General features: G+C 43.2%; 17 protein-coding genes and 1 pseudogene. 5 read left to right on the forward strand and 13 right to left on the reverse strand.

The genetic code is table 11. From position 1 onward, the window contains the following. Positions 1 to 40: 40 nt before the first annotated feature. Positions 41 to 139, forward strand: a pseudogene (locus QUF19_RS25035) (DUF2238 domain-containing protein); the annotation flags it as partial. A 128-nt stretch (positions 140 to 267) separates the two neighbouring features. On the opposite strand, the gene QUF19_RS25040 reads toward QUF19_RS25035, so the two are convergent. The 5 genes from QUF19_RS25040 to QUF19_RS25060 all read right to left on the reverse strand — a co-directional run bounded on the left by QUF19_RS25040 (position 268) and on the right by QUF19_RS25060 (position 4,084). Beyond that, positions 268 to 519, reverse strand: a complete 252-nt coding sequence (locus QUF19_RS25040; RefSeq protein WP_102250464.1) for a hypothetical protein — start codon at positions 517 to 519, stop codon at positions 268 to 270. A gap of 12 nt (positions 520 to 531) precedes the next feature. Further along, entirely contained in the window at positions 532 to 1,449 is a 918-nt protein-coding gene (locus QUF19_RS25045) for a DMT family transporter (RefSeq protein ID WP_286300789.1), read from the reverse strand. A 30-nt stretch (positions 1,450 to 1,479) separates the two neighbouring features. Beyond that, positions 1,480 to 3,174, reverse strand: coding sequence for an SgrR family transcriptional regulator (locus QUF19_RS25050; protein WP_286300791.1), 1,695 nt, complete (start codon positions 3,172 to 3,174; stop codon positions 1,480 to 1,482). Positions 3,175 to 3,337: 163 nt separating this feature from the next. Beyond that, positions 3,338 to 3,571, reverse strand: a complete 234-nt coding sequence (locus tag QUF19_RS25055) for a DUF3389 domain-containing protein (RefSeq protein WP_086713940.1) — start codon at positions 3,569 to 3,571, stop codon at positions 3,338 to 3,340. 87 nt (positions 3,572 to 3,658) lie between these two features. After that, on the reverse strand, positions 3,659 to 4,084 hold the full coding sequence (locus tag QUF19_RS25060; RefSeq protein ID WP_286300796.1) for a hotdog fold thioesterase: 426 nt from the start codon (positions 4,082 to 4,084) through the stop codon (positions 3,659 to 3,661). A gap of 186 nt (positions 4,085 to 4,270) precedes the next feature. Here QUF19_RS25060 and QUF19_RS25065 point away from each other — a divergent pair, with 186 nt between their 5' ends. Then, complete coding sequence (locus QUF19_RS25065) at positions 4,271 to 5,059, forward strand: M48 family metallopeptidase (RefSeq protein ID WP_286300799.1); 789 nt, start codon at positions 4,271 to 4,273, stop codon at positions 5,057 to 5,059. 114 nt (positions 5,060 to 5,173) lie between these two features. Here QUF19_RS25065 and QUF19_RS25070 read toward each other — a convergent pair whose 3' ends face one another. Then, positions 5,174 to 6,256, reverse strand: coding sequence for a site-2 protease family protein (locus QUF19_RS25070; protein WP_029223684.1), 1,083 nt, complete (start codon positions 6,254 to 6,256; stop codon positions 5,174 to 5,176). Positions 6,257 to 6,612: 356 nt separating this feature from the next. Here QUF19_RS25070 and QUF19_RS25075 point away from each other — a divergent pair, with 356 nt between their 5' ends. From QUF19_RS25075 to QUF19_RS25085, 3 genes are all read left to right on the forward strand, one after another. Next, positions 6,613 to 7,866 carry an outer membrane protein transport protein gene (locus QUF19_RS25075; protein WP_286300804.1) on the forward strand — a complete coding sequence of 418 codons (1,254 nt, stop codon included), beginning with the start codon at positions 6,613 to 6,615 and terminating at the stop codon, positions 7,864 to 7,866. A gap of 18 nt (positions 7,867 to 7,884) precedes the next feature. Beyond that, positions 7,885 to 10,389, forward strand: a complete 2,505-nt coding sequence (locus tag QUF19_RS25080) for a VolA/Pla-1 family phospholipase (RefSeq protein WP_286300805.1) — start codon at positions 7,885 to 7,887, stop codon at positions 10,387 to 10,389. A gap of 231 nt (positions 10,390 to 10,620) precedes the next feature. After that, the gene (locus QUF19_RS25085; protein ID WP_017111983.1) at positions 10,621 to 11,178 is read left to right on the forward strand and encodes a PhnA domain-containing protein; all 558 of its coding nucleotides are present in this window, start codon (positions 10,621 to 10,623) and stop codon (positions 11,176 to 11,178) included. A gap of 83 nt (positions 11,179 to 11,261) precedes the next feature. On the opposite strand, the gene QUF19_RS25090 is transcribed toward QUF19_RS25085, so the two are convergent. The 7 genes from QUF19_RS25090 to aspT form a co-directional block, all read right to left on the reverse strand. Continuing rightward, positions 11,262 to 12,416 (reverse strand): BamA/TamA family outer membrane protein, encoded by a 1,155-nt coding sequence (locus QUF19_RS25090; RefSeq protein WP_286300810.1) that lies wholly within the window; start codon positions 12,414 to 12,416, stop codon positions 11,262 to 11,264. Between the two features lie 322 nt (positions 12,417 to 12,738). Continuing rightward, positions 12,739 to 13,653 carry a LysR family transcriptional regulator gene (locus QUF19_RS25095; protein WP_286300812.1) on the reverse strand — a complete coding sequence of 305 codons (915 nt, stop codon included), beginning with the start codon at positions 13,651 to 13,653 and terminating at the stop codon, positions 12,739 to 12,741. Positions 13,654 to 13,810: 157 nt separating this feature from the next. Next, positions 13,811 to 14,236 carry a hypothetical protein gene (locus QUF19_RS25100; protein WP_286300814.1) on the reverse strand — a complete coding sequence of 142 codons (426 nt, stop codon included), beginning with the start codon at positions 14,234 to 14,236 and terminating at the stop codon, positions 13,811 to 13,813. Between the two features lie 16 nt (positions 14,237 to 14,252). After that, on the reverse strand, positions 14,253 to 15,425 hold the full coding sequence (locus tag QUF19_RS25105; RefSeq protein ID WP_286300816.1) for a patatin-like phospholipase family protein: 1,173 nt from the start codon (positions 15,423 to 15,425) through the stop codon (positions 14,253 to 14,255). Between the two features lie 251 nt (positions 15,426 to 15,676). After that, complete coding sequence (pdxY, locus tag QUF19_RS25110; RefSeq protein ID WP_286300818.1) at positions 15,677 to 16,534, reverse strand: pyridoxal kinase PdxY; 858 nt, start codon at positions 16,532 to 16,534, stop codon at positions 15,677 to 15,679. A gap of 205 nt (positions 16,535 to 16,739) precedes the next feature. After that, on the reverse strand, positions 16,740 to 18,338 hold the full coding sequence (locus QUF19_RS25115; protein WP_286300820.1) for a bifunctional aspartate transaminase/aspartate 4-decarboxylase: 1,599 nt from the start codon (positions 18,336 to 18,338) through the stop codon (positions 16,740 to 16,742). Positions 18,339 to 18,496: 158 nt separating this feature from the next. After that, entirely contained in the window at positions 18,497 to 20,212 is a 1,716-nt protein-coding gene (aspT, locus tag QUF19_RS25120) for an aspartate-alanine antiporter (protein ID WP_286300822.1), read from the reverse strand. Positions 20,213 to 20,471: the final 259 nt, after the last annotated feature.

A 20,471-nucleotide genomic window follows, 5' to 3' on the forward strand; every position in this document is an offset into this window, starting at 1 on the left:
TGATTACGCCCTACATTTTACATCACATGATAATTAATGCGATATTTGGGACGCGCAGAAAGACATGCTTTGCGATACAACTGGAGCGATAGTCTCGCTATTACTTCTCAAGCTTCAAGGGCGAGTCAGAGTTCATTGATACTAGCCTTTTATTCAGAACTTCAATACCAGATCTGAAATGCCACAGCACATCATGTATGTGCTGTGGCATTTTTGTTTTATCGTGCGCTTTCATTTTATGGCTATCGTTTATTTCATAGCTATCGTTTACTTCATCGTCACTTTTCCACCGATGAACTTGTACGCTGGCGTGCCCCGAACCAAGGTATCTCGTGCGAATTCGATACCACACTCAGGGCATACGCATGGTTCTGTCGTGAAATCTTCGACGATACGTTCCTTAAAGCACTTTACGAGCGCACCTTTGCCGCCTTTTCGATACTTGAAAAGTTGCGTCTTACATTTAGCGCAGAATATCTGAACCGTTTTGGTCGGTTGTTTCTTGTTAGGTTTAGCCATAGTAGTTAGTGATTAAGCTCTTTGTTTCTTAAGTTTAGGGGCGACAAGAACCAAGCTTATCCCAAGTAAAATGACAGTCGATGAGATAACAAATTGAATGGTGACAGGTTCAGATAGCAACAAAACACCGCCAAGTGTCGCGATAACTGGAACAGAAAGCTGTGCAATCGATGCGACGACGGTATTCAGCTTTTTCACGACGTAATACCATAAGCTATAACCCACGCCAGAAGCCACTGAACCCGACAATGCCGCGTAAATCAAACCTTGCTCAGTGATGGATATTTGCGATGTCACGCTTGGAATAACCGTTAACAGGCTTAATAACATAAGGATCGCTAACGAGCTAAATCCAAAGTTGGCAGTCGTAGATTGCAACGCGTTTGTGGATTTCTTACCCGCCAATGTATAAATGCCCCACCCAATTCCAGCCAGAGCCATCAATATGATAGAGGTGATATCCGGCGAACTTGTCGATTCCGTCGGCATGAGTAAGTAAACGAGCCCAGAAACAGACAACAAACAACCACCCCATTCAAGCGATGACATTCTGTTGCCTGCGAATAGGTGTGCAGCAATCATGGTGAACTGAACCGCAACAAACAGTACCAGAGCTCCAAGTCCTGCACCTAATGTTAGATAAGCAAACGAGAAGCCGAACATGTAAACGAGTAACGCCACTATGGCGGTTAAATTAAACTGAGAACGAACCTTGGTGTACGTCGATGCTTTGTTGACCGCTTTATCTTGTTTGCGTTTGGCGCTTGAAGATAAGGTTAATAAAATCAACAGGGTGAGCGCACCCGATAAGATACGCACGATCGAGAAACTCAAAGGATCAATCGTTTGATCCATCAATGCCCAACGACACAATACAGAATTGGCAGCAAATGCCACCAGCGTAATGAATGTGATAATCACGGTTTGCATTGCGATATCCTAATTGAGTTATCTCTGGTTTCAGTCAACGTCAGGTTTAACCCAAACTTGGCTAAAGTCGAACCATCCGAGTGCATTACACTTAGCGTTTTGCAGCGTGCCGCATTGGTCTTTGTTTACGCCTAACCAGCAGTGAAACATCGGGATCAACTGATTGCTTTGCACAAGTTGTTTACCGAGTTGTCTTGCTGGGAATTGCTCAAACTCGCCCGAGCGCCAACGATCAATCATGTGACACCATTGGTCGAAGTCTTCTGCTGGGCTAGATTCATCGAGAAAGCTGTAATCCATTAACCAACCGGCTAGCGCATCGTCTCTATTGTTGGCAATCCCCATTGGGTTTATCCAAATATCAACATTGTCTGCGTGTGGAGGATCGGTTTCGTAACCGAAAAGTTCAACATCAACGTTGTATTGCTTCAACACAGTGACGATGGCTTTAGCGAGTGTTGGAAACATTGGATGCTGACATTGATACACCAATCTCACGCTTGGTTTAGCGCTTGCTGGTGGACAAACGGGTGTTTTTAACTTGATGTCATACCAACCGGGTTTGATTCCGTAAGCATGCAGCACACCCAAATCGATAACCGTTTCTTTTGGAATATGCACAAACAGGTCTGAAGCGTTCAAAGCATTCGATAGAAACTCAGCCCAAGCAGAATCTTGTGCGATGCCCTTCTTTCTATTCAATAGTAAATATGTGCAGCCCGGATCAAGCTCTACCTCATCATCGCTATCACCACGGTCTGCCATTATTGGCTTAGAAAGACTTGGGTAAACCATTGATGAATAAGCCTCATCGACCACCCAAACTTCAACGCGATCGATCAGCGGTCTAAAACCAAAGTATCCGTTGAAAGCCGTTAACACCAGTTGCTTCTCATCGTTCTTTTCAATGCGATAAGGGCCAGTACCAATTGGGCGAATATCGTAGTCTTCACCACGTAAAATCATCGGCAAGGTCACCTTAGCAACCGATTCAGTGAGTGCGAGTGGGAAGTACTTATCTGGGCGCGTTAGAAAGACATCAACCACGCAATTGGCCGGTGATGATACATCTTTAATATGAGAGAACATATTGAGCGGCTCGAGCAAAAGAAGCGTATCCACAACGTGACTTGTCAAGAGCGGCTCTCCGTTATGAAAACGAACCCCCGGTCTTAAGAAGAATCGCCATTGATGGTCATTAATCTTTTGCCATGAATGCGCGAGATCAGGCTGTAGCTGATCGTTCTCATCGAGGCGCGTTAACCCACTGAACACCTGACATGTGATGTGTTGTTCAGAGCGTCGCATCGATTTAGTTGGGTTAAGCATGGAAAGTGGACGGTAGTAAGGCAAACGAATAACTTGCTCGCCTTCTTGATACTGTACGCCCAAATAATTTTGAATAACTTGAGTAAGCTTGGCTGCATTGTGGTCAAGTACCGACAGTGCTTGCCCAATTTTACCTTCTTCTAAGTAGCGGCGTGCTAGGTTTTCGCTTACATCACAACGGTTCTGCTTAAAGATAAGTTGAGACAACTTGCCTCGACCCGCTGCAGGTAACCACTCTACCCAACCCTCTTCTTCGAGTTTGTTAAGCACCATTCTGGCATTACGACGGGTACAACAGAGCACATCTGTTATGTCATCGAGCTGAACATCAGAATCTTTACCATCGAAGAATTCAAACAGGGTTTCAAATTGAACGCGAAGTCTTGGGCTACTCATAAAGAGGAAAACTTATTCAAAGGATATTGAATTCAGTTTCCCTATTTTACGAGTCAAAATCAATCGAACTTATGAATTTTTAAGAAGAGATTATGGATATGAGTCGGTTTAGCAGCCATAATAGGAAGCGAAAGGCTTGAATAAACGCTGTTATAGTCAGTAATTACATCACATCGCAGCCGATTTCATTGGCGATGTCGCGGAGCTGTTGTTCATCGTCTAATTTAATCGACCATTTGCACTCAGAACCGTTGGCCGAAATAACGTTTGCCCCTTTTCCAATCAGTTGAATCGCATCAACTTGTGCTTGCAGTGTGACTCTATGCTCACCATCCAAACGAACGACCAACTCATGCGCCGTTGCAATGACTTTTCCACTTTTAAACGTTATGACCATGGATTTCTCTAACTAAATAAACAGTTTGTATATGAGGTTAATAAACTGAGGGTGGATTGGTTCCAGCCCCCAGCCTTTGTTATCGACTTAGCGTTTGTGCTTCTTCACTGCAATGGTTAAACGGCTTGTACATACCAAGCGTTGACGCTCATCAGTGATGTTTATCTGCCATACTTGGGTAGACACACCAAGGTGAATAGGCTCGGCAGTGCCGATAACGAGCCCTTCACGCATCGAACGAACGTGGTTAGCATTAATGTCTAACCCAACGCAATAGTAACCATCAGGAACGCAGAAGTTTGCCGCGAGTGAACCCAGCGTTTCGGCTAAAACTACCGATGCGCCGCCGTGAAGCATGCCCAGTGGTTGGTGCGTGAAATGACAAACCGGCATGGTTGCCACCAAGGAGTTATCGTTAACCTCGGTGTAAACAATGTTGAGGTGCTCAATTAAGGTATTTTTTGAGGTCGCGTTGAAGGTATCTAGGTCAACGGGCTTTTTCCAAATACTCATGTGGGTTCCTTAATTATTGACTTTGTTAGTGCGTGAGCTGCTTTAGTAAAGCTAATGGTATCCTTGAAGATAACTATGTTCTTAAAGAAAGCTATGTTCTTAAAGACAATAGTTATCTTACAGCTATTAGTTATTACGCAAGTTGATGTTAACATGCATAAAAACCGAATACACAGAGGATATTGTATGACGTCATGGACGAAGTTTGCCTCGCTTCTCACTCTTGCAGGCCTAACCGCGTGTAGCGCTTCCCCGACAGGAAGAAACCAATTGCTGCTTTTTTCAGATCAAGATATGTCTCAGCTTGGAGCACAGTCTTTTGAACAAATGAAGAAAGAGCAGCCAATCAGTAAAGATGCAAAAACCAACGCTTATGTTCAGTGTGTAGCGAACAGTATTACTCAACACATTCCTAAGCAAGGCTTTAGTGAATGGGAAGTCGTTGTTTTTGATAGCGACCAAGTCAACGCGTTCGCCCTGCCTGGCGGAAAAATTGGCGTTTACACGGGTTTGCTTAATGTCGCGGTTAACCAAGACCAATTGGCGACGGTTATCGGACACGAAGTGGCGCACGTTCTCGCTGACCACAGTAATGAGCGTCTATCTCAGTCTCAAATCGCTAATACTGGTCTATCTATTACTAGCGTCGCGTTAGGCGCATCAGAATACAAACAGTATCAGGGTATGACGATGGCTGCGTTAGGCTTAGGTGTTCAATACGGTGTTGTTCTACCTTATGGCCGAACTCAAGAGTCTGAAGCTGATATTGTAGGCTTAGAGTACATGGCTCAAGCTGGGTTCGATCCAAAACAAAGTGTCGATTTATGGCAAAACATGGCGAAAGCATCAGGTGGGAACCAACCTCCCGAATTACTTTCTACGCACCCTTCCCACAATACGCGTATTAAAGATCTGCAAGCGAAAATAAAAACGTTACCTCAATCCGCAACATCAAGGCCAGATTGCAAAGCGTAACCTGATGTTCGATTAAATTTAGAGCCTCAAATACAAAAACGCCCTATCCATATTGGTTAGGGCGTTTTTAGTGAATCAAGCTAACGAGTTATTCGAATCACGTTGACTGACCGATTAAGTGCCTAGAATTTGTAGCGGTAGGCTTAAAAGCTGATCTCCAGTAGAGGCAAAGTACCAGATAACGCCGATTAAACTGCTCACTAAACCCACGTACCAAAGGAATGATACGACTTGCCCGTATTTGTCTAATGGCAATAGATGACTATGGTGTCGTCCTTTCCATTCGAACAGAATTTCCACACTGCCCATGATCAATAAGAAACCAAACAAGGTTAAGTTCAACTGGTAACTCAATACTACGCCAGCAACCGCTGCTGCCACACAAAGCACAATGCCAAGCACGCTGTTCATCGAAAAGCTGATGCTTTTCAGCACATGGCCGCCATCCAGAGGCAAAATCGGCAGTAGATTGAACAGGTTTAACAAGGCGTTAAATACCGCAAGCCCAGCAAAGAACATCTCGCCAGTCGCCCAGTACAACACCATAAATATCAACGACAATATCAAGCCAAACAGTGGTCCCATGATCGAGATAACCACATCTTGCCATCGTGTATTAATCTTTTCGTCTGAAAGCGCTAATCCGCCAAGGAACGGGATTAAATAGATGCCTTTGGTCTTCATGCCAAAGTACTTCATTGCTCTGATATGACCGTATTCATGGAACATAAGGCAAGCGATCAAGGCCAAAGCGAACTGAATTGAAAAGAGCCATGAATAAGCCGCTAGACTCGCAGAAGCAAGTACCACTTTAATCAACTTAGCACTCTTCAGCGCTTTCATTCCCAGCGACACTAAACCAATCAAACTAAAACGTTTCTCAGGCTTAGGTGCTACAACGGGAGTTTGTTGCTCGATATCTTTAGTATTGCGATTACCTTCGGTGATGGTTTGGCCATTAACGGACGCTTTGTACGTCATCTCAAATGGTTGCCATTGAACCAACGCCTCAACGTGACACTGCAACGTTTCTTCGCCAGATCGGAGCGTAAAAGTATGCGTTCTCGCATCATCTTGATCTGTAGTTGCATCCAACTGAGACACCAACGTGTTATCCCAAAATAACTGTTGCCACCCTGCCATTGACCCCTCTAAACGAAGCGGTTTACCAAGAAACTCTATCGCGAGTAATTCCAAACTAAATTTCCAATTTAATGACTTTCTAAATGAACCAACATTATGCCGATTTAGCGATTAGCGGTAAACATAAACAAAGTTGTTACATATTGAGCAATTGAACACTATTTGTACCAATAGCCAATATAAACATTCTGGTCACACCTCCAACCACATATAAATCATTGATTGTAATTATATTATTAGTGTTAGAGTGCCGCTCCTTAAAAACATTACTTCACAAAATGATAACTCATTCTTTGACTTTATATGAAATTTGAATTTAACATACCGTTTACATTAGAGCTTAAACACCAACAATGCTCAGTGTGTTTTCAACAATAAGAATGAGATTTGATGCCCTAGGAGGGTCAAGGATGAAAACAATACAACGCTCTCTCGTTTCGCTTTCTGTGCTATTTGCATGTAATTCACTTGCGGCTGGTTTCCAAGTTGCTGAGCATTCTGCCTCAGGTCTTGGTCGCGCATTTTCAGGTGAAGGTGCCGTAGCCGATAACGCGAGTGTACTAGCGAGAAACCCCGCCGCAATGACCCTATTTGATACAGCACAGTTTTCAGGCGCGGTTTCTATCGTTGATCCAGAGGTTGATGTTACTCAAACCAAAATCAATGACAACGATTTCAACCAAAAATCATCAGATGTAGCTCCTTTACAAATCGTCCCTGCTGCTTATTACATTAGTCCTATCAACGACAAATGGGCTTGGGGAATTGGCATGTTTACGACGTACGGAGTGGCCACTGATTACCCCGATGATATTTATGCGGGTGATTTGGCAGGTGACACATCACTAATTTCAGTCAACTTAAACCCAAATATCGCGTACAGAGTTAACGATAGTTTTAGTGTTGGAGCTGGCGTTAACTTTGTTTATGCAGAAGCCGAACTCAACAGACATAAAGGCAGCCTTCCTGTTGGTGGCTCACCAAGCGACAAATTGATCTCGATGACTGGTGAGACTTTTGCTTTTGGTTGGAATGTGGGCGCGTTGTATGAACTTAACGAGTACAACCGTTTTGGATTTGGTTACCGATCGTCCGTTGAACTCGATTTTGATGACGGTGAGTTCACTGACTACACAGGTTTAAAAATGGAAAATGGCGCTCCTGGCAAAACCACAGGCCGTCTTGAAATTGAACTGCCTGATATCTTCGAATTATCAGCTTTTCATCAACTCAACGATGCTTGGGCAATACACTATGGTTGGCAGTTAACTAAGTGGAGTAAGTTCAAAGAGTTAAAAGCCACAAGTTCAGATTGTAAAAATAACGAATGTTTCTTAAAAACCGAACATTACGAAGACAATCAAAGATGGTCTGTAGGTGCAACTTACATGATTAATCAAAATTGGACGGTACGAGCGGGTCTAGCGTATGACGAGCAAGCTGGTGAGGCGACATTAAGTATCCCGGACAGCGATCGTATGTGGTATTCAGCAGGTCTAACTTACGCAATATCAGAAAACATGACCGTCGATGCTGCATTTGCCCTAGTACAAAGTGAAAGTGGTTCGTTTACCGAAACTGATGCGGCAGGACAAAAGCTTACATTTGATGCTGAGGGCGTTGCTTACCTTTCAGCGATACAACTTAACTACACCTTCAACTAACCGTACGGGAATAATTACATGAACAACAAATTTTCTTTATCTCTCGTATGCTCGGCATTACTACTTGCTGGCTGTGGAGACAACAGTGAAAGCTCTGGCGATTCAACAGCAGCACCTTATTCCGATGCAATCAACCAATCATTAGCTAGAAGTTCAAAAATTAGCTTCACTCTGTTAGGTAATGAAGCGGATGTACCTCTTCCCTCTTTCTTTCTATTCGATACCAATGACCACACATTGAACATTCCGCTAGATGCAAATTCAACGGGGTTACTGAATGATCCAAAAGTAGCGATGGGAGAAGCTGATGGTTGGAGTACTATCATGCCATTTACTATTAATGTGAATCTTCCTAGTGACAGAACGTTGAAGAATGATGTCGTGATGATGGGTACGACACCGTTTAGCGCGCACCTAAATGCCGGTGTAAAAGTTGCTAAAGTGGATGTTGATCTGGGCACCGGTGTCATGTCTAACTTTACTGCGCTAACTGCTGGCGTTGACTACTTAGTGGCATCTAGCGATTTTAAGACCATACAAGTTTTACCTCTTAAAGGTTTAGACCCTAGCTCTGACTACATCTATGCATTAACTGACTCAATTATTGATAGCGCAGATGAACCACTTGGAACATCAAGCTCCTACGCGTCTTTAAAAACGACAGATATAGACCAAGCAGGCTCGCTCGATTTACCACAAAAAATCATCCATCAAGTTGAAGCGTTATTCGCTGGCTATGGTGAAGTGTCAAGTTCAGATGAGATCATCTATTCATCTTGGTTTACGACTGCTTCAGCTGGTAACGTTATGAACGGGACCAAAGCTGCAATTGCACAAACGATTAGTCCCGCAGTTACCCCTTCTGATATATGGAAGAACCTAGCGAATCCAAATAATATTTCGGTAGCTGATCTCGACAAGCTGTATACATTTACAGTTGATGGAGCGAAACAGGATTTTGCTACAGCTGTACAAGCTGACGCGATGTTTAAGAGTGCATTTGGTGACGATGCTGCTACACAATTAGCGGCTGGTTACAATGCTAACTTCTCAGCACCAGCTGCTGCTTCTATTCAAGTGTATAGAGGAACAGTTGAGCTACCATACTTCTTGTCCGATTCATTAACAGACGATGAGTGGAAAACAACGCCTTGGCGTAGTGCTATGCCTAGTGTTTTAACCATCTTGAATGTACTCAGCTCAGGAAGTGACGCGGACAAAGCAGCCGTTGCTACACAGCTAGCAGGTTTAGGGATCACTGAGCCCGCTACTCAACTCTATCAAGCAGAGTACCAACAATTACTCATTGGAGAAAAGTTAACCCTCGCAGATGGAGAACAGTTAGACAGCGCGCGTATCATGACCAAATACAGCGCTGTACCGCAAATTCGAGCAGTAAAGTCAGTGCCGTTCGTTATGTTTGTGCCTGAAGGAGTAGCTATCGACAGCAGTTTACCAATTTTGCAGTACCAACACGGTATCACTAGTATCAAAGAGAGTGCTTACGCTTTCGCGATTCAGCATATTGGCGGCGCACTTACTGGAACTGCACCATACAAACCCTATGCAATTATCGCTATCGACCAACCACTTCACGGTCAACGCGCACTAAGTACGGATGTCGTTACGACACCAACAACACCTACCGTTTATATGAATCTTGAGTATTTACCAGTTGCACGAGATAACATACGTCAGAGCGCCATTGACGGGCTTGGAGTTCGCTTTGCTTTAAATTCTGCTACTGATGCAGCATTCAGTAACCTAGATAAAACCAATGTATCTCTATTTGGGCATTCTATTGGGGCTATTACAGGAATCAGCTCTTACACGGTAGGTAACACTGTGTTGAACCCTGCTATCGATTCTATGTTTAGTTATACAAGTGCTACCCTTGCTAACCCTGGTGGAGGCATTGCACCGTTCTTGCTAAATTCAGGTTCTTTCTCGCCAGAGATCAAGCATACGGTCAGCCTATCAAGTGTAACCGAGTACCAAGCACACTATACAAGTAACTGTGCGCCAGTAAGTAAGTCTGGTGGTGTTTGCTTTGCCGAATATTACACTGCTTTAAGTAGTGATAGTGCTTCTGCTTCAGACAAAGCTATCAAAGCGACAATCGACTCTACCCAGACTTCATTCATGTATGCTGCTCAAACAGTTCTAGATAATGTTGACCCTTACAACATTGCCTCTACCACTTCGGGACCAGTATTTGGTATTCAAGCCGACGGTGACGAAACAATACCAAACTCTGTTGCTGAGATCCCAACAGCTGGAACCGAACCACTGTTTAAAAAGTTATCATTGGTTAATACTGCACTGGACTCTTCGGGAGACAAGCTGGCTTCGTATTTTGACAAATCATCATCAGAGGCTGAACACTCTACTGTAATTTCTCAGAAAAATGCTGGTGATGCAGCAGCCAACGCAGAAATGACCTCGCAAATTGTACAATTTACCTTATCGCAGGGGACTGGCATTGCAAGCGTAACCGCTGGCTTGTTAGATGCGAGCAAGTAATAATCGTATGATCAAAAATTAATGAAACCAAATGCCAGCCTAGCCGCTGGCATTTTTGTCTCTGTCGTTCGAACAATTCCCCTAGTTAACCGTTTGCATAAACCTTTAAAACACAAATGGTTGATCTCAGCTAAAATTAATCAAGACAGAATACCGTACGACCTCTTTCTTTATTGTAAATAAAGTGGATAATAGCCCCGTAATTTAATACCTAATAAATGTGAGTCCATTATGTCTTCTGAAGCTACGATGCTAGAACGCTGCCAATCTAAATGTGAACTATGTGGTTCTGATTCTTCTCTTACTGCATACGCAGTGCCGCCACACAGCCACGTAACAGTGGATCACGGCATCATGGTATGTGACAAATGTCTTGGTGAAATTGACGATCCTAAAGATATCAACCACTGGCGCTGCCTAAGCGACAGTATGTGGAGTCAAGAAGCGCCAGTTCAAGTAACTGCATGGCGTCAACTTACTCGTCTGAACTCTGAAAGCTGGGCTCAAGACGCGCTAGACATGATGTACCTTGAAGAAGAAACGTCAGTTTGGGCACAAATCGGTATGTCTGCTGATGATAAGCCTCTTGACGTGAACGGCGTTGAACTTAAAAAAGGTGACGACGTAACAGTAATCAAAGACCTGCCAATCAAAGGTACTAACCAAGTGATTAAGCAAGGTACTGTTATTCGCGGCATCAGCGTTGGTGACGATCCTAAGCTTGTTTCTGGTAAAACAAACGGCGGTCAATCAATGTACGTAATCGCTGAGTTCTGCCGTAAGAAGTAATCTTACTGCAAGAAAGTGATAGAAAACGAAAAGGCGCTGATTAGCGCCTTTTTTATTGGAAAAATTCAACTTAATCCGTTGTTCTAGAAACCACTGCCGACATTAAAGTAGATAGCTCGCTCTTCATGGCTTTGTGCGTAATCCATTCCAAGATGCAAACCATAACGTCTTGCAATTTGGTATCGGAAACCAACACCTCCAGCATTGATGGTGCTATCGTGACTTACAATGTTATCTTGCTTTGCAGTACCAGAACCATAGAACCCAGACACCTTCCAACGATGATTAATGCTATACGTCAGTTGCCCTTGTATCGTTTCAATTTCATCACCTTGGTAGCGGTAAGAAGACACTCCGCGTAAAGACACATACGGCTTTGCTGTTGGGGATACAAGCCGATCTTGTTGGTCGAAGTTTTGATAATTCGCGGCTAAACCTAGCATCCATTTCTGATTGATTGGGATATAGGCTTCTCCATCTATGTTCAAATTTCGGTAATTGTAATCACTGCCAATCGCATCGTCGTACACCATGTAATCTGCAGACAATTTGTAACCTTTGGTTGGATAAAATAGATTATCTCTTGTGTCATATTCAGCTTCCAATCCTAGACCAGAAGTCACCGATTCATTACCTAAAATTCGGTCTAAAACCGTATTATCAAATTCAATCTCAGACTTAGCTAGTAACTGTTTTATCCCCAACATCCAAGGCGACTGTCCGATCCTAAACTGTACCTTTTGTGAAAGTACGGCCACTGAAGTTGATGTGCCTATTCTAAGATCATGGTCTATCGGTCCCCAGTTAATTGATGTGTACAAATCCAAATTCGCAACACCAAAGCCGCCACCTCCCGTGTAACGAATTGAATCATTCATCCATGAACGTCTATGTCCCCCAAATACAAACCATGTTTCGTTCTCTGTCCCTACCGCGCCAATTACTGACATTGCTGAAGGTACAAGCTGCGCACCACCATCAATGGCAGAAAGAGCAGCCTGCTTTCGTTGTCGCTTTTCTTCTTCCGTTTCATGTAAAAACAACCCTGCTACACCGCCACCGTAGCCCACCGCAGGTTCAGTAATTAAAATGGGAATAGGCAAGAAGCCATGAGCATTTTCGGCTATGTGATGTCCCATATCGAATTGACCATCAACAGGATCATAAAACGATGCCAAGGAAGGCGTTATTGTAAGCAAAGAGCAAGAAAAAAGAGCAAAGCCGCCGCAGCGATTCATAAGATTGGCCTCAATAAAAAAGGCCGGGTAATAAAACCCGGCCGAAAGTTTGCTTCCTTGCAATAAACATAGAAATTAAACACTTATTGCCAATAAAGGGGGTCCTTAATCGACCGGATTAGAATAGGTCAAACTGTGGCATTGCCCTACTCTCATATAGAGGGTCAGACCCATCAAATCATGTTGTTTAAGGGGGAGATGAATCGCGAATAACAGGTATAAAAAAAGGCTCAAAATGAGCCTTTATATAGAATTGCCAAGTGAGAAACGAATTCTGATTCTCAGGACGAATTCATATCAACATTGTTATCACCGATAAGCGCTACGGACGAAAATTACTGATTAAACGGTCTCGATACTCAGCGATCACAGACGTCAGTGAGCCTTTGATATCACTGATCTGTTTCGAGTGAGGACACCATAATGCAAAACCAAATTTGAAACCTTCAACCATTTGCGCTGCTTGAATAGGTTCGATTTCGTGTTGAGAAAACTCTGGGTCAGAGAAAAATGATCTAGGTAAAAGTGCCCAACCCAAACCTTCTTCAACTAATTTGATCATCAACGCGAGTTGGTCGATCTCCTCATGGTCTGAACTCACCACTATTTTTTCCGACATCCCTTCTTCGATCAAGGATTTCAATACAAACTGTTTCGAGTTTCTTAACGCAACCAGTACATCTTCTTTGTCTAGATTAGAGAACTCACCGTTCTTTTTTACGAACGGATAGAATTCAATATGCCCCAAAAACGTTGCATCTAAACTGTGCATCGCACGGCTATCGTGAACATTCACTAAACCGAAGTGATATTCACCACTTTGTATCCCTTGCTTGATCTCCTTCTTGTTACGAACCAGGAAGTTAACTCGCATCATTGGAAAGTCACGCTTGAGCTGCTTTCGAATATCAACCAAAACACGTTGAGGAATAACACTAGAGTATGCAATCGTAATATTTTCTAACCCGCCATAAGAAAGGCTCAACGCAACCTTGTCGAAGGTGCGTGCTTGTTCAATGGTTTGTTTGGCGTAATGGTAAAGAAGGTGCCCGTCTTCCGTGGGTTCGACCGAACGGCCAACTCTATTAAAAAGATTTACGGCGAGTTGGTCTTCCAGATTGGTAATCACCTGTCCGATAGTCGTTCTGTGCTTGTTGAGCTTAACGGCAGCTTTACTGAAGGAAAGCTGGTCATAAACGGTAACGAACGCGAGAAGCTGTTCAATGCTGAAGTTCATTTTGTTGTGCTTACTTTTAGTTGTTATGTATATAAATTATCACAGGTTGACGAAATTTCTACTTTGTAAGAATAATAATAGTGAAATGAGTTCGTCAGGTCGAAACGAAAAAACCTACTTAAGTCAGTAGGTTTATCATTGGTGCTTAGCGAATAACCTAAATGTATTCGATTACTCGGGCTAGGTAATTAAAGTCACCTGAATCGCCGTGGTAATTGCGGTAAACATCAACACTGAAATATCTAGGCTGATCCGCTTGAATATGGTCAACGATTCTCTGTTCAATCGACTCTAAAGTTTCACCCGTTTGGGAGTAAATGTATTTCTTGGTCGTTTTCTCAAGTTGTCGTTCTTTCGCTTCTTTATGCGAAACGTAGTTGTTCACCTTAATCCACTGACCAATGTAATCAATGGCAACGTAATCTGAATTACCTTCAACCATAATCAGTGCAGCTTCTTGTTGAACGTCAGTCAGTTGTCGCATGTCATTATCGACTTTTTGTTGATCCATTGTGGTCGCGTTTTGGGCCATCACACTGGTAGACGTTGCCATTAAAAGTAGCGCTAATGCTGTTTTTCTCATTTTCTAAGATCCCTAACTAAGGTAATTCGGTTACCCAAGGTTTCCCTTGAGTTGCTTTGTGATAACCATATTTGTATATGGTTAATAGGTAATGTTCATCAAACATGTCTTTAGTGCGTTTCGCATAACCAAAGTCGTGTTCCATGTAAGTAAATTGCATATCGATATTGTTGGTTGCACTGATGTATTTCATTCGGTACAAATCACCACGCGTTTGAGCAAGAGTCAGACTTGATACGCTCTTTGCGACCAAATCCAAGCCCTTATCTCTAAGCGAGTGGTACGGTGATGTAAGCGCTCCATTTCGAATTACGTCAAGCTGAGGTGACGTTTCTAGACCAAGCGCATCTGAAATCTGTTGATAGTCGAAATTGGATGGATTGAAGAACACTTGCGCCGCCAACCCACCATCAACGTGTAGCTCTTCAAAACTTTCGCCTTCATATTCGACGTCGATAAACTGTGGTGGGAACACACCAGGAATTGACGCACTTGCTGCCAATACCTGGTATATGAGTTCGGCTTTGTCTGGTATATCACTGTTTGCGATTGCACCCACATTCCAAATAACAAGCTCACCAGAATCAAAGTGTGTGCTGCCAATAAACAGGCGTTTACCACTGCGATGTTGTTGTGCAATTCGCTCGATCATTGGATCAGGGAAAGCCTCAGCAATAAATTGATACAAATTTTCACCGTTGGTGAATGCATCTTTAAAGATCGTGTTAAGAAAGTTCTTCTTACCCAACACTGACTTGTCGTTAATGTTCAACATCACTTCTTTCATCTTTGGAAACGCATCTCCGCCAATGAACACAAATGGTGCCATTAAAGCTCCTGCACTGATTCCCGTTACTATGGAATAATCTTTCAGCTGACCAGACTCTTCTAGGCCTATCAAAATGCCCGCACCAAATGCGCCGTTCGCACCGCCTCCGGATAATGCGAGGATGTTCAGTTGATCTCCAGACACCGTAATCGGTGTGGTTTGATCGTGTGAGGAGTAGAGAAAGTTCGGCTCCTCGCTCGCCCAGATACGAAGTGGCTCTTCCCCTAATTGTGCCTCTTCAACAACCACTTCCTTGTAGTTGTCTTTGTTAACGCGTACATCCAATGTATGAGGTGAGCTACAAGCCACCACGAGCAATGACATAGCTATAGTAAAACCCGAAGAAATTAGACGGTTCATATTTAGGCTCATTTAATGTTCTCTAAAATAATCCAGAGACTCTGTTTAATAAAAAGAGAAGTAAAAAAACAGAGAGGTTTATAAATAGGGATAAAGTGAAATCCATCTCCGTGTGCTCAGCAATATAGCTAGGATGACACTAAGCTCGTAATCTCGTTTGTAGGACGCTATCCATCGAAATAACCCCACTTCAATCAGTTACGTGCGGTTCAAGCTTCCATGAGATCTAACGCTATAAATAACGTATAGGCTTATCCAATTTTGACTACATTGAAGTCATGGGTTGGTTCTACAAATTCATATTGAGCGTTAATCGTTTGTAATTCCCAAGTCCCGTAACTCTTGGTCAATTCCAACACACCATAAACGGCGTTGTTCGTATGTCGAAATGCAGCGACTGGGGACATCCTTTTCATCAACCCTGCGGTAAAGAGGCCAGAAATCAGGTCACCTACACCTACCGGTTGTTTATCAAATTCAATGTTCGGCCGCTGGACTAAATAACAGGCCTTCTTCGTTGCCAGTATCATACTGAACGCATCATCGGGCAGAGAATGGAGATGCTTGACAAGCACCATCTTCGGGCCCATTTCCAATGCTTTCTTACAGGCAGTAACCGCATCATAAAGCGAGTTGATCTTGGTCTCTGTCAATTCGCTTAGTTCAAATTGGTTCGGAACGATGACATCGGCAATGGGCAACATGTGTTTTGTAATAGCGGCTTTAACGCCATCATCAACAATACAACCTTTGTCCGGGTCACCCATTACAGGGTCACAAACATAGAGTGCACTGTGGTTCTTCTCTTTGATGAGATTGACCGCTTCGGCAACTGCTTTGCATTGGTCCGCACTTCCTTGATATCCCGATAGGATCGCACCACAGTCTTTCAATGCGCTAATGTTGTCTAAGCCTCGAATTAAATTTCGAATATCATCTGATCCAAATGTTTGACCTGTCCAACCTTGCTCATATTGAGTGTGATTAGAGTACTGAACAGTATGGATAGGCCACACATCGAGTCCCATTCGTTGGATTGGAAAAACCGCAGAGCTGTTGCCTGCATGTCCAAAGACCACGTGAGATTGAATAGAAATAATACTTTTCATACGCCGCTCTTCTGATTTTGTCGGAATGAATTACGATTGGATTTAGCGACTAAATAAACACAACGATTGCACCCAATAGATAGCTACTCGAACACTGTGCTTATTTGGTCGGAATAAGCCTCGACATCGCCAAGGCTTATTCTTAATTTGTGTTGTAGGTCATTGGCTTAAACCGGTGTTTTGATTCCAAGCCAGTGACTGATGCTTATTTGCCTTGAAACTCTGCAAAGTGCTCATCCAACACCTTACGAGTTGCGCGACCAATAAGTTCGTACTCATGGTGAGTCAGGTTCGCTAGCGATACACGAACAGAGGCGTGTACTACATCGAAGCCTTTTCCAGGAAGTAAGATAACGCCAGTTTCGTGGGCAAGGCGGAACAGGAAGTCTTTCCCCTTCTCGTTCGCTTTGAACCATTCAACGAAAGCTGGGCCGTACAATTTGCCACCCAGAGTGTCGAGCTCAAGCAGTGTGTAGTAGTCCACACGATCTTTGTTTTCTTCAATTTCGACACCCATGTTTTTGTACAACGTTTTGTAGCGTTCGCGAATAATACGTTTGCATGCTTCTTTATAGTTTTGCTCTGAGTCCATTAGGCAGTTCAATGAGAACAGCGCCATTTGAACTTGTTGTGGCAATGAAAGACCTGCGGTGTGGTTTAGTGCTACGCTGCGGCTATCTGCAACGATACGATCGATGAATTTAATACCGCGCGGTTCTGGGTCTAACGTCTTGTAGCGATCATCCAGTTCAAGTTGACGAATTTCTGGTAGGCTGCGCATCGCATCATCGAACACGTTGCTGTGTTGAATCGCAATCGAGCCAAGGCGCCAGCCTGTCGCACCGAAGTACTTAGAGAATGAGTAAACACAAAGCGTGTTGTATGGAAGTTTGGCAAACAGCGAAACGAAATCGTCTGCGAATGTGCCGTACACATCATCGGTGATAATGAACAGGTCACTACGCTGGGTGTTTACAAAGTTTGATAGGTTGTTCAGCGTTTCATCAGAGAACTTTACTGATGCAGGGTTAGCTGGGTTTACTACACATAGTAATTTGATGTCTTTGTCTTCAAGCTTAACGATTTCAGACATAGGCAACTGCCATGTCTTCTCATCTAAGCGAAGCTCAACAATCTCAAGTTCGTATTCTGAAAGCTCAGGGATCTCTAAGTAAGGCGTAAAGATTGGCGTGATTAACGCAACTTTGTCACCTTTCTTCAGTAATCCGTTGTTAAACATGGTTTGGAACGTGTACGTCATTGATGCCGTACCGCCTTCCGTTGCAAACAGATCGAAATCCGTCGTCATTGGCATTGGACCGTACATCTCTTCTGCAATGTATTGTTTTACAACACTTTCGATATTTGTCAGCATGCGTGGCGGTACTGGGTAATTACACGCCAAGTAAGCGTTTACCAGTTCGTTTAGGAACACTTGCTTCTCGATACCTAGGCGATCTTTCGCGTAACTCAATGCTTTTTCAATGAATTGAACGCCTGGGTTCTGCTGATTGTTGTTTGCGTACGAGTCGAAACGCTCAACAATGCCCACACCGTCCGGAATACCACCAAAGCTACCATCTAAATATGAATACGTGCGCTCAGCTTCCATTACTGCAAATTCACCTAAGCGAATGAACGCTTTACGTGGCAATGTAGCAAGGAAGTTAGGGTTACCACGACCTGCGTCTAATAAAGCACGGTCAGGTACTGTTTGTGCAACTTCAATTAATTTATCTTTTAATTCAAATGGGCTTAGATCAGCGAATTTTGAAAAGTCGATGGTTGTATTTTGTGTAGTCATGATATTTACCTAATAATTTAATCGTGAACAATTTAAATATAATAATGTTATTTAAGTGTGGTTATTCAGACCTACCTTAATCGTTATTTGGTAGACCTTTTAATAAATTGATAATTTCTTGGGTTGTTTGCGTATCTGTAATAAGTTCGTAGTTTTAACTACATACCCGCATTAACGGTAATAATGCCAACGATAATTGGTCCCCATAGAGTCAGTAACACGTTGGCTACAGCGTAAGTCACGGTGAACGAGAATACTGGCGTTGCATTACCTGTTTTTTCCATCAATGCTGCGAATGCTGGGTTTGCACTTCGACCACCAGTCACACAACCTAAAGCTTCTACTGGGTTCTTGATCTTCAATACACAGTACGAGAAGAAGAATGAAATAATCTGTGGAATGATAGTGACTGCCATACCCAAGAACAGAAGTGACATACCGTGTTCTTTGATGGTATCAACCGCTTGAGGGCCTGCTTGTAAGCCAACAATGCCAACAAATGCCGCTAAACCAAAGTCACGAATGAAGTTTGCAGCCCCCGCAGGGAACTGAGCCACATGTGGGTTTCGGCTACGTAACCAACCAACAAGTAAGCCAGAGATCAAACAACCTGCACCAGAACCAATCGTTACGGGAATACCTGCAATCTTGAAGCTGATTAAACCGATAAGAAGGCCCAACACCATACCGAAACCCAGTACGATGAAGTCAGTCATAGTCGCAGAACCCATTCGCTTACCGATGTGTTTTTCAACTCGGTTGATGTCTTGAGCGGTACCCGTTAGCTGGATAACATCGTTCTTCTCAACAATAAGGTCTTCGGTAATAGCCACTGAAGTACCAGCACGCATGTAGTCTGTAACATACACACCACGGAACGAACGTTGATTTGAGCTATCTTTGATCTCTCTTAACGAACGACCAATCAGCTTGCGGTTATCAGCGATAAGTTGACGATTTTCTTCAATAACTTCATAGCTTTCCGGTAATGCTACTTCATTACTTTGTGCCTTGCTCTGTAGTTCATAAACCGCATTTCTACGGCCGGTAACCACAACAAGGTCGCCCGCTTTAAGTGCTGTGAACTTGTCTGCACTCAGCTCTTTTCCATCGCGCTCAATAAGTTCGATACACGCAGCAAGTGATGATTGGTTCAATTGCGCTAATGTTTTACCAACAAGCTGGTCGTCGTTAGTCACTTTGAAAGCACGCGTTACTAAAGCCGTGACCGCGTTAAACTCGCCGTCCGCTAGATCACGTTTACCATTAGAATTTTTCTCCTCTAACGCAATTGCTTCAGAGCGAATGTCCCACTTCATCAACGTTGGGAATACCCAAGTCACCATCAAGATTGGACCTAAAGAGCCAAAGATATATGTTACCGCGTAACCAACGGCAACATTAGTTTGCATTAAATGCTTAGCTTCTTCAGATACACCACCAAGACGTGCAATGGCATCCCCGGCTGTACCAATGATCGCAGATTGAGTTAAGCCACCAGCCGCTAAACCTGCAGCTGTACCTCTATCTAGGTCAAATAACCAGGCAGCCGCAAGCACACACAATAAGCCTGATACCGTCATAACAACCGCAGAAAGCAGGATGTTTATTGTTCGGAAGTTAAGTGCTTTAAAGAATTGCGCACCGCCTTGATAACCCACAGCATAAATAAAGAGCGCAAAGAAAATGCTTTTTACGCCGGGATCAATCTGAACACCAAATTGCCCAATAATTACGCCCATTAATAATGTTCCGGCTACCCCGCCTAAAACAAATCGACCAATGGTAATTTTACCCACCATATAACCCAATGAGAGTGTAATAAATAGAGCGACAAATGGTGCCATGTCAAATAAATTAGAAATAATGTCCATGACAAATTTACTCTTGTTACTAAATATAAGGAGTAAATAATCTAACGAATAACTTAATAATGATATTTGTTGGATTATTCAATAATAAATAAAGCATCTCGTTGCTTCGAACCTAATATTAAGAACAAAAGGTTTTATTATGTAATCCCATTTGATGGATCAAATCATCACTTTGACTATTTGGAGAGTTCTTGAAGAGCAATTTACATCTAAAGTCTTTGTTTTTAATGGATTTAGTCCACAGCAGTAAAAAGTGGAT

This window comes from Vibrio sp. FE10 (assembly GCF_030297155.1).
Taxonomy (GTDB): domain Bacteria; phylum Pseudomonadota; class Gammaproteobacteria; order Enterobacterales; family Vibrionaceae; genus Vibrio; species Vibrio apostichopi.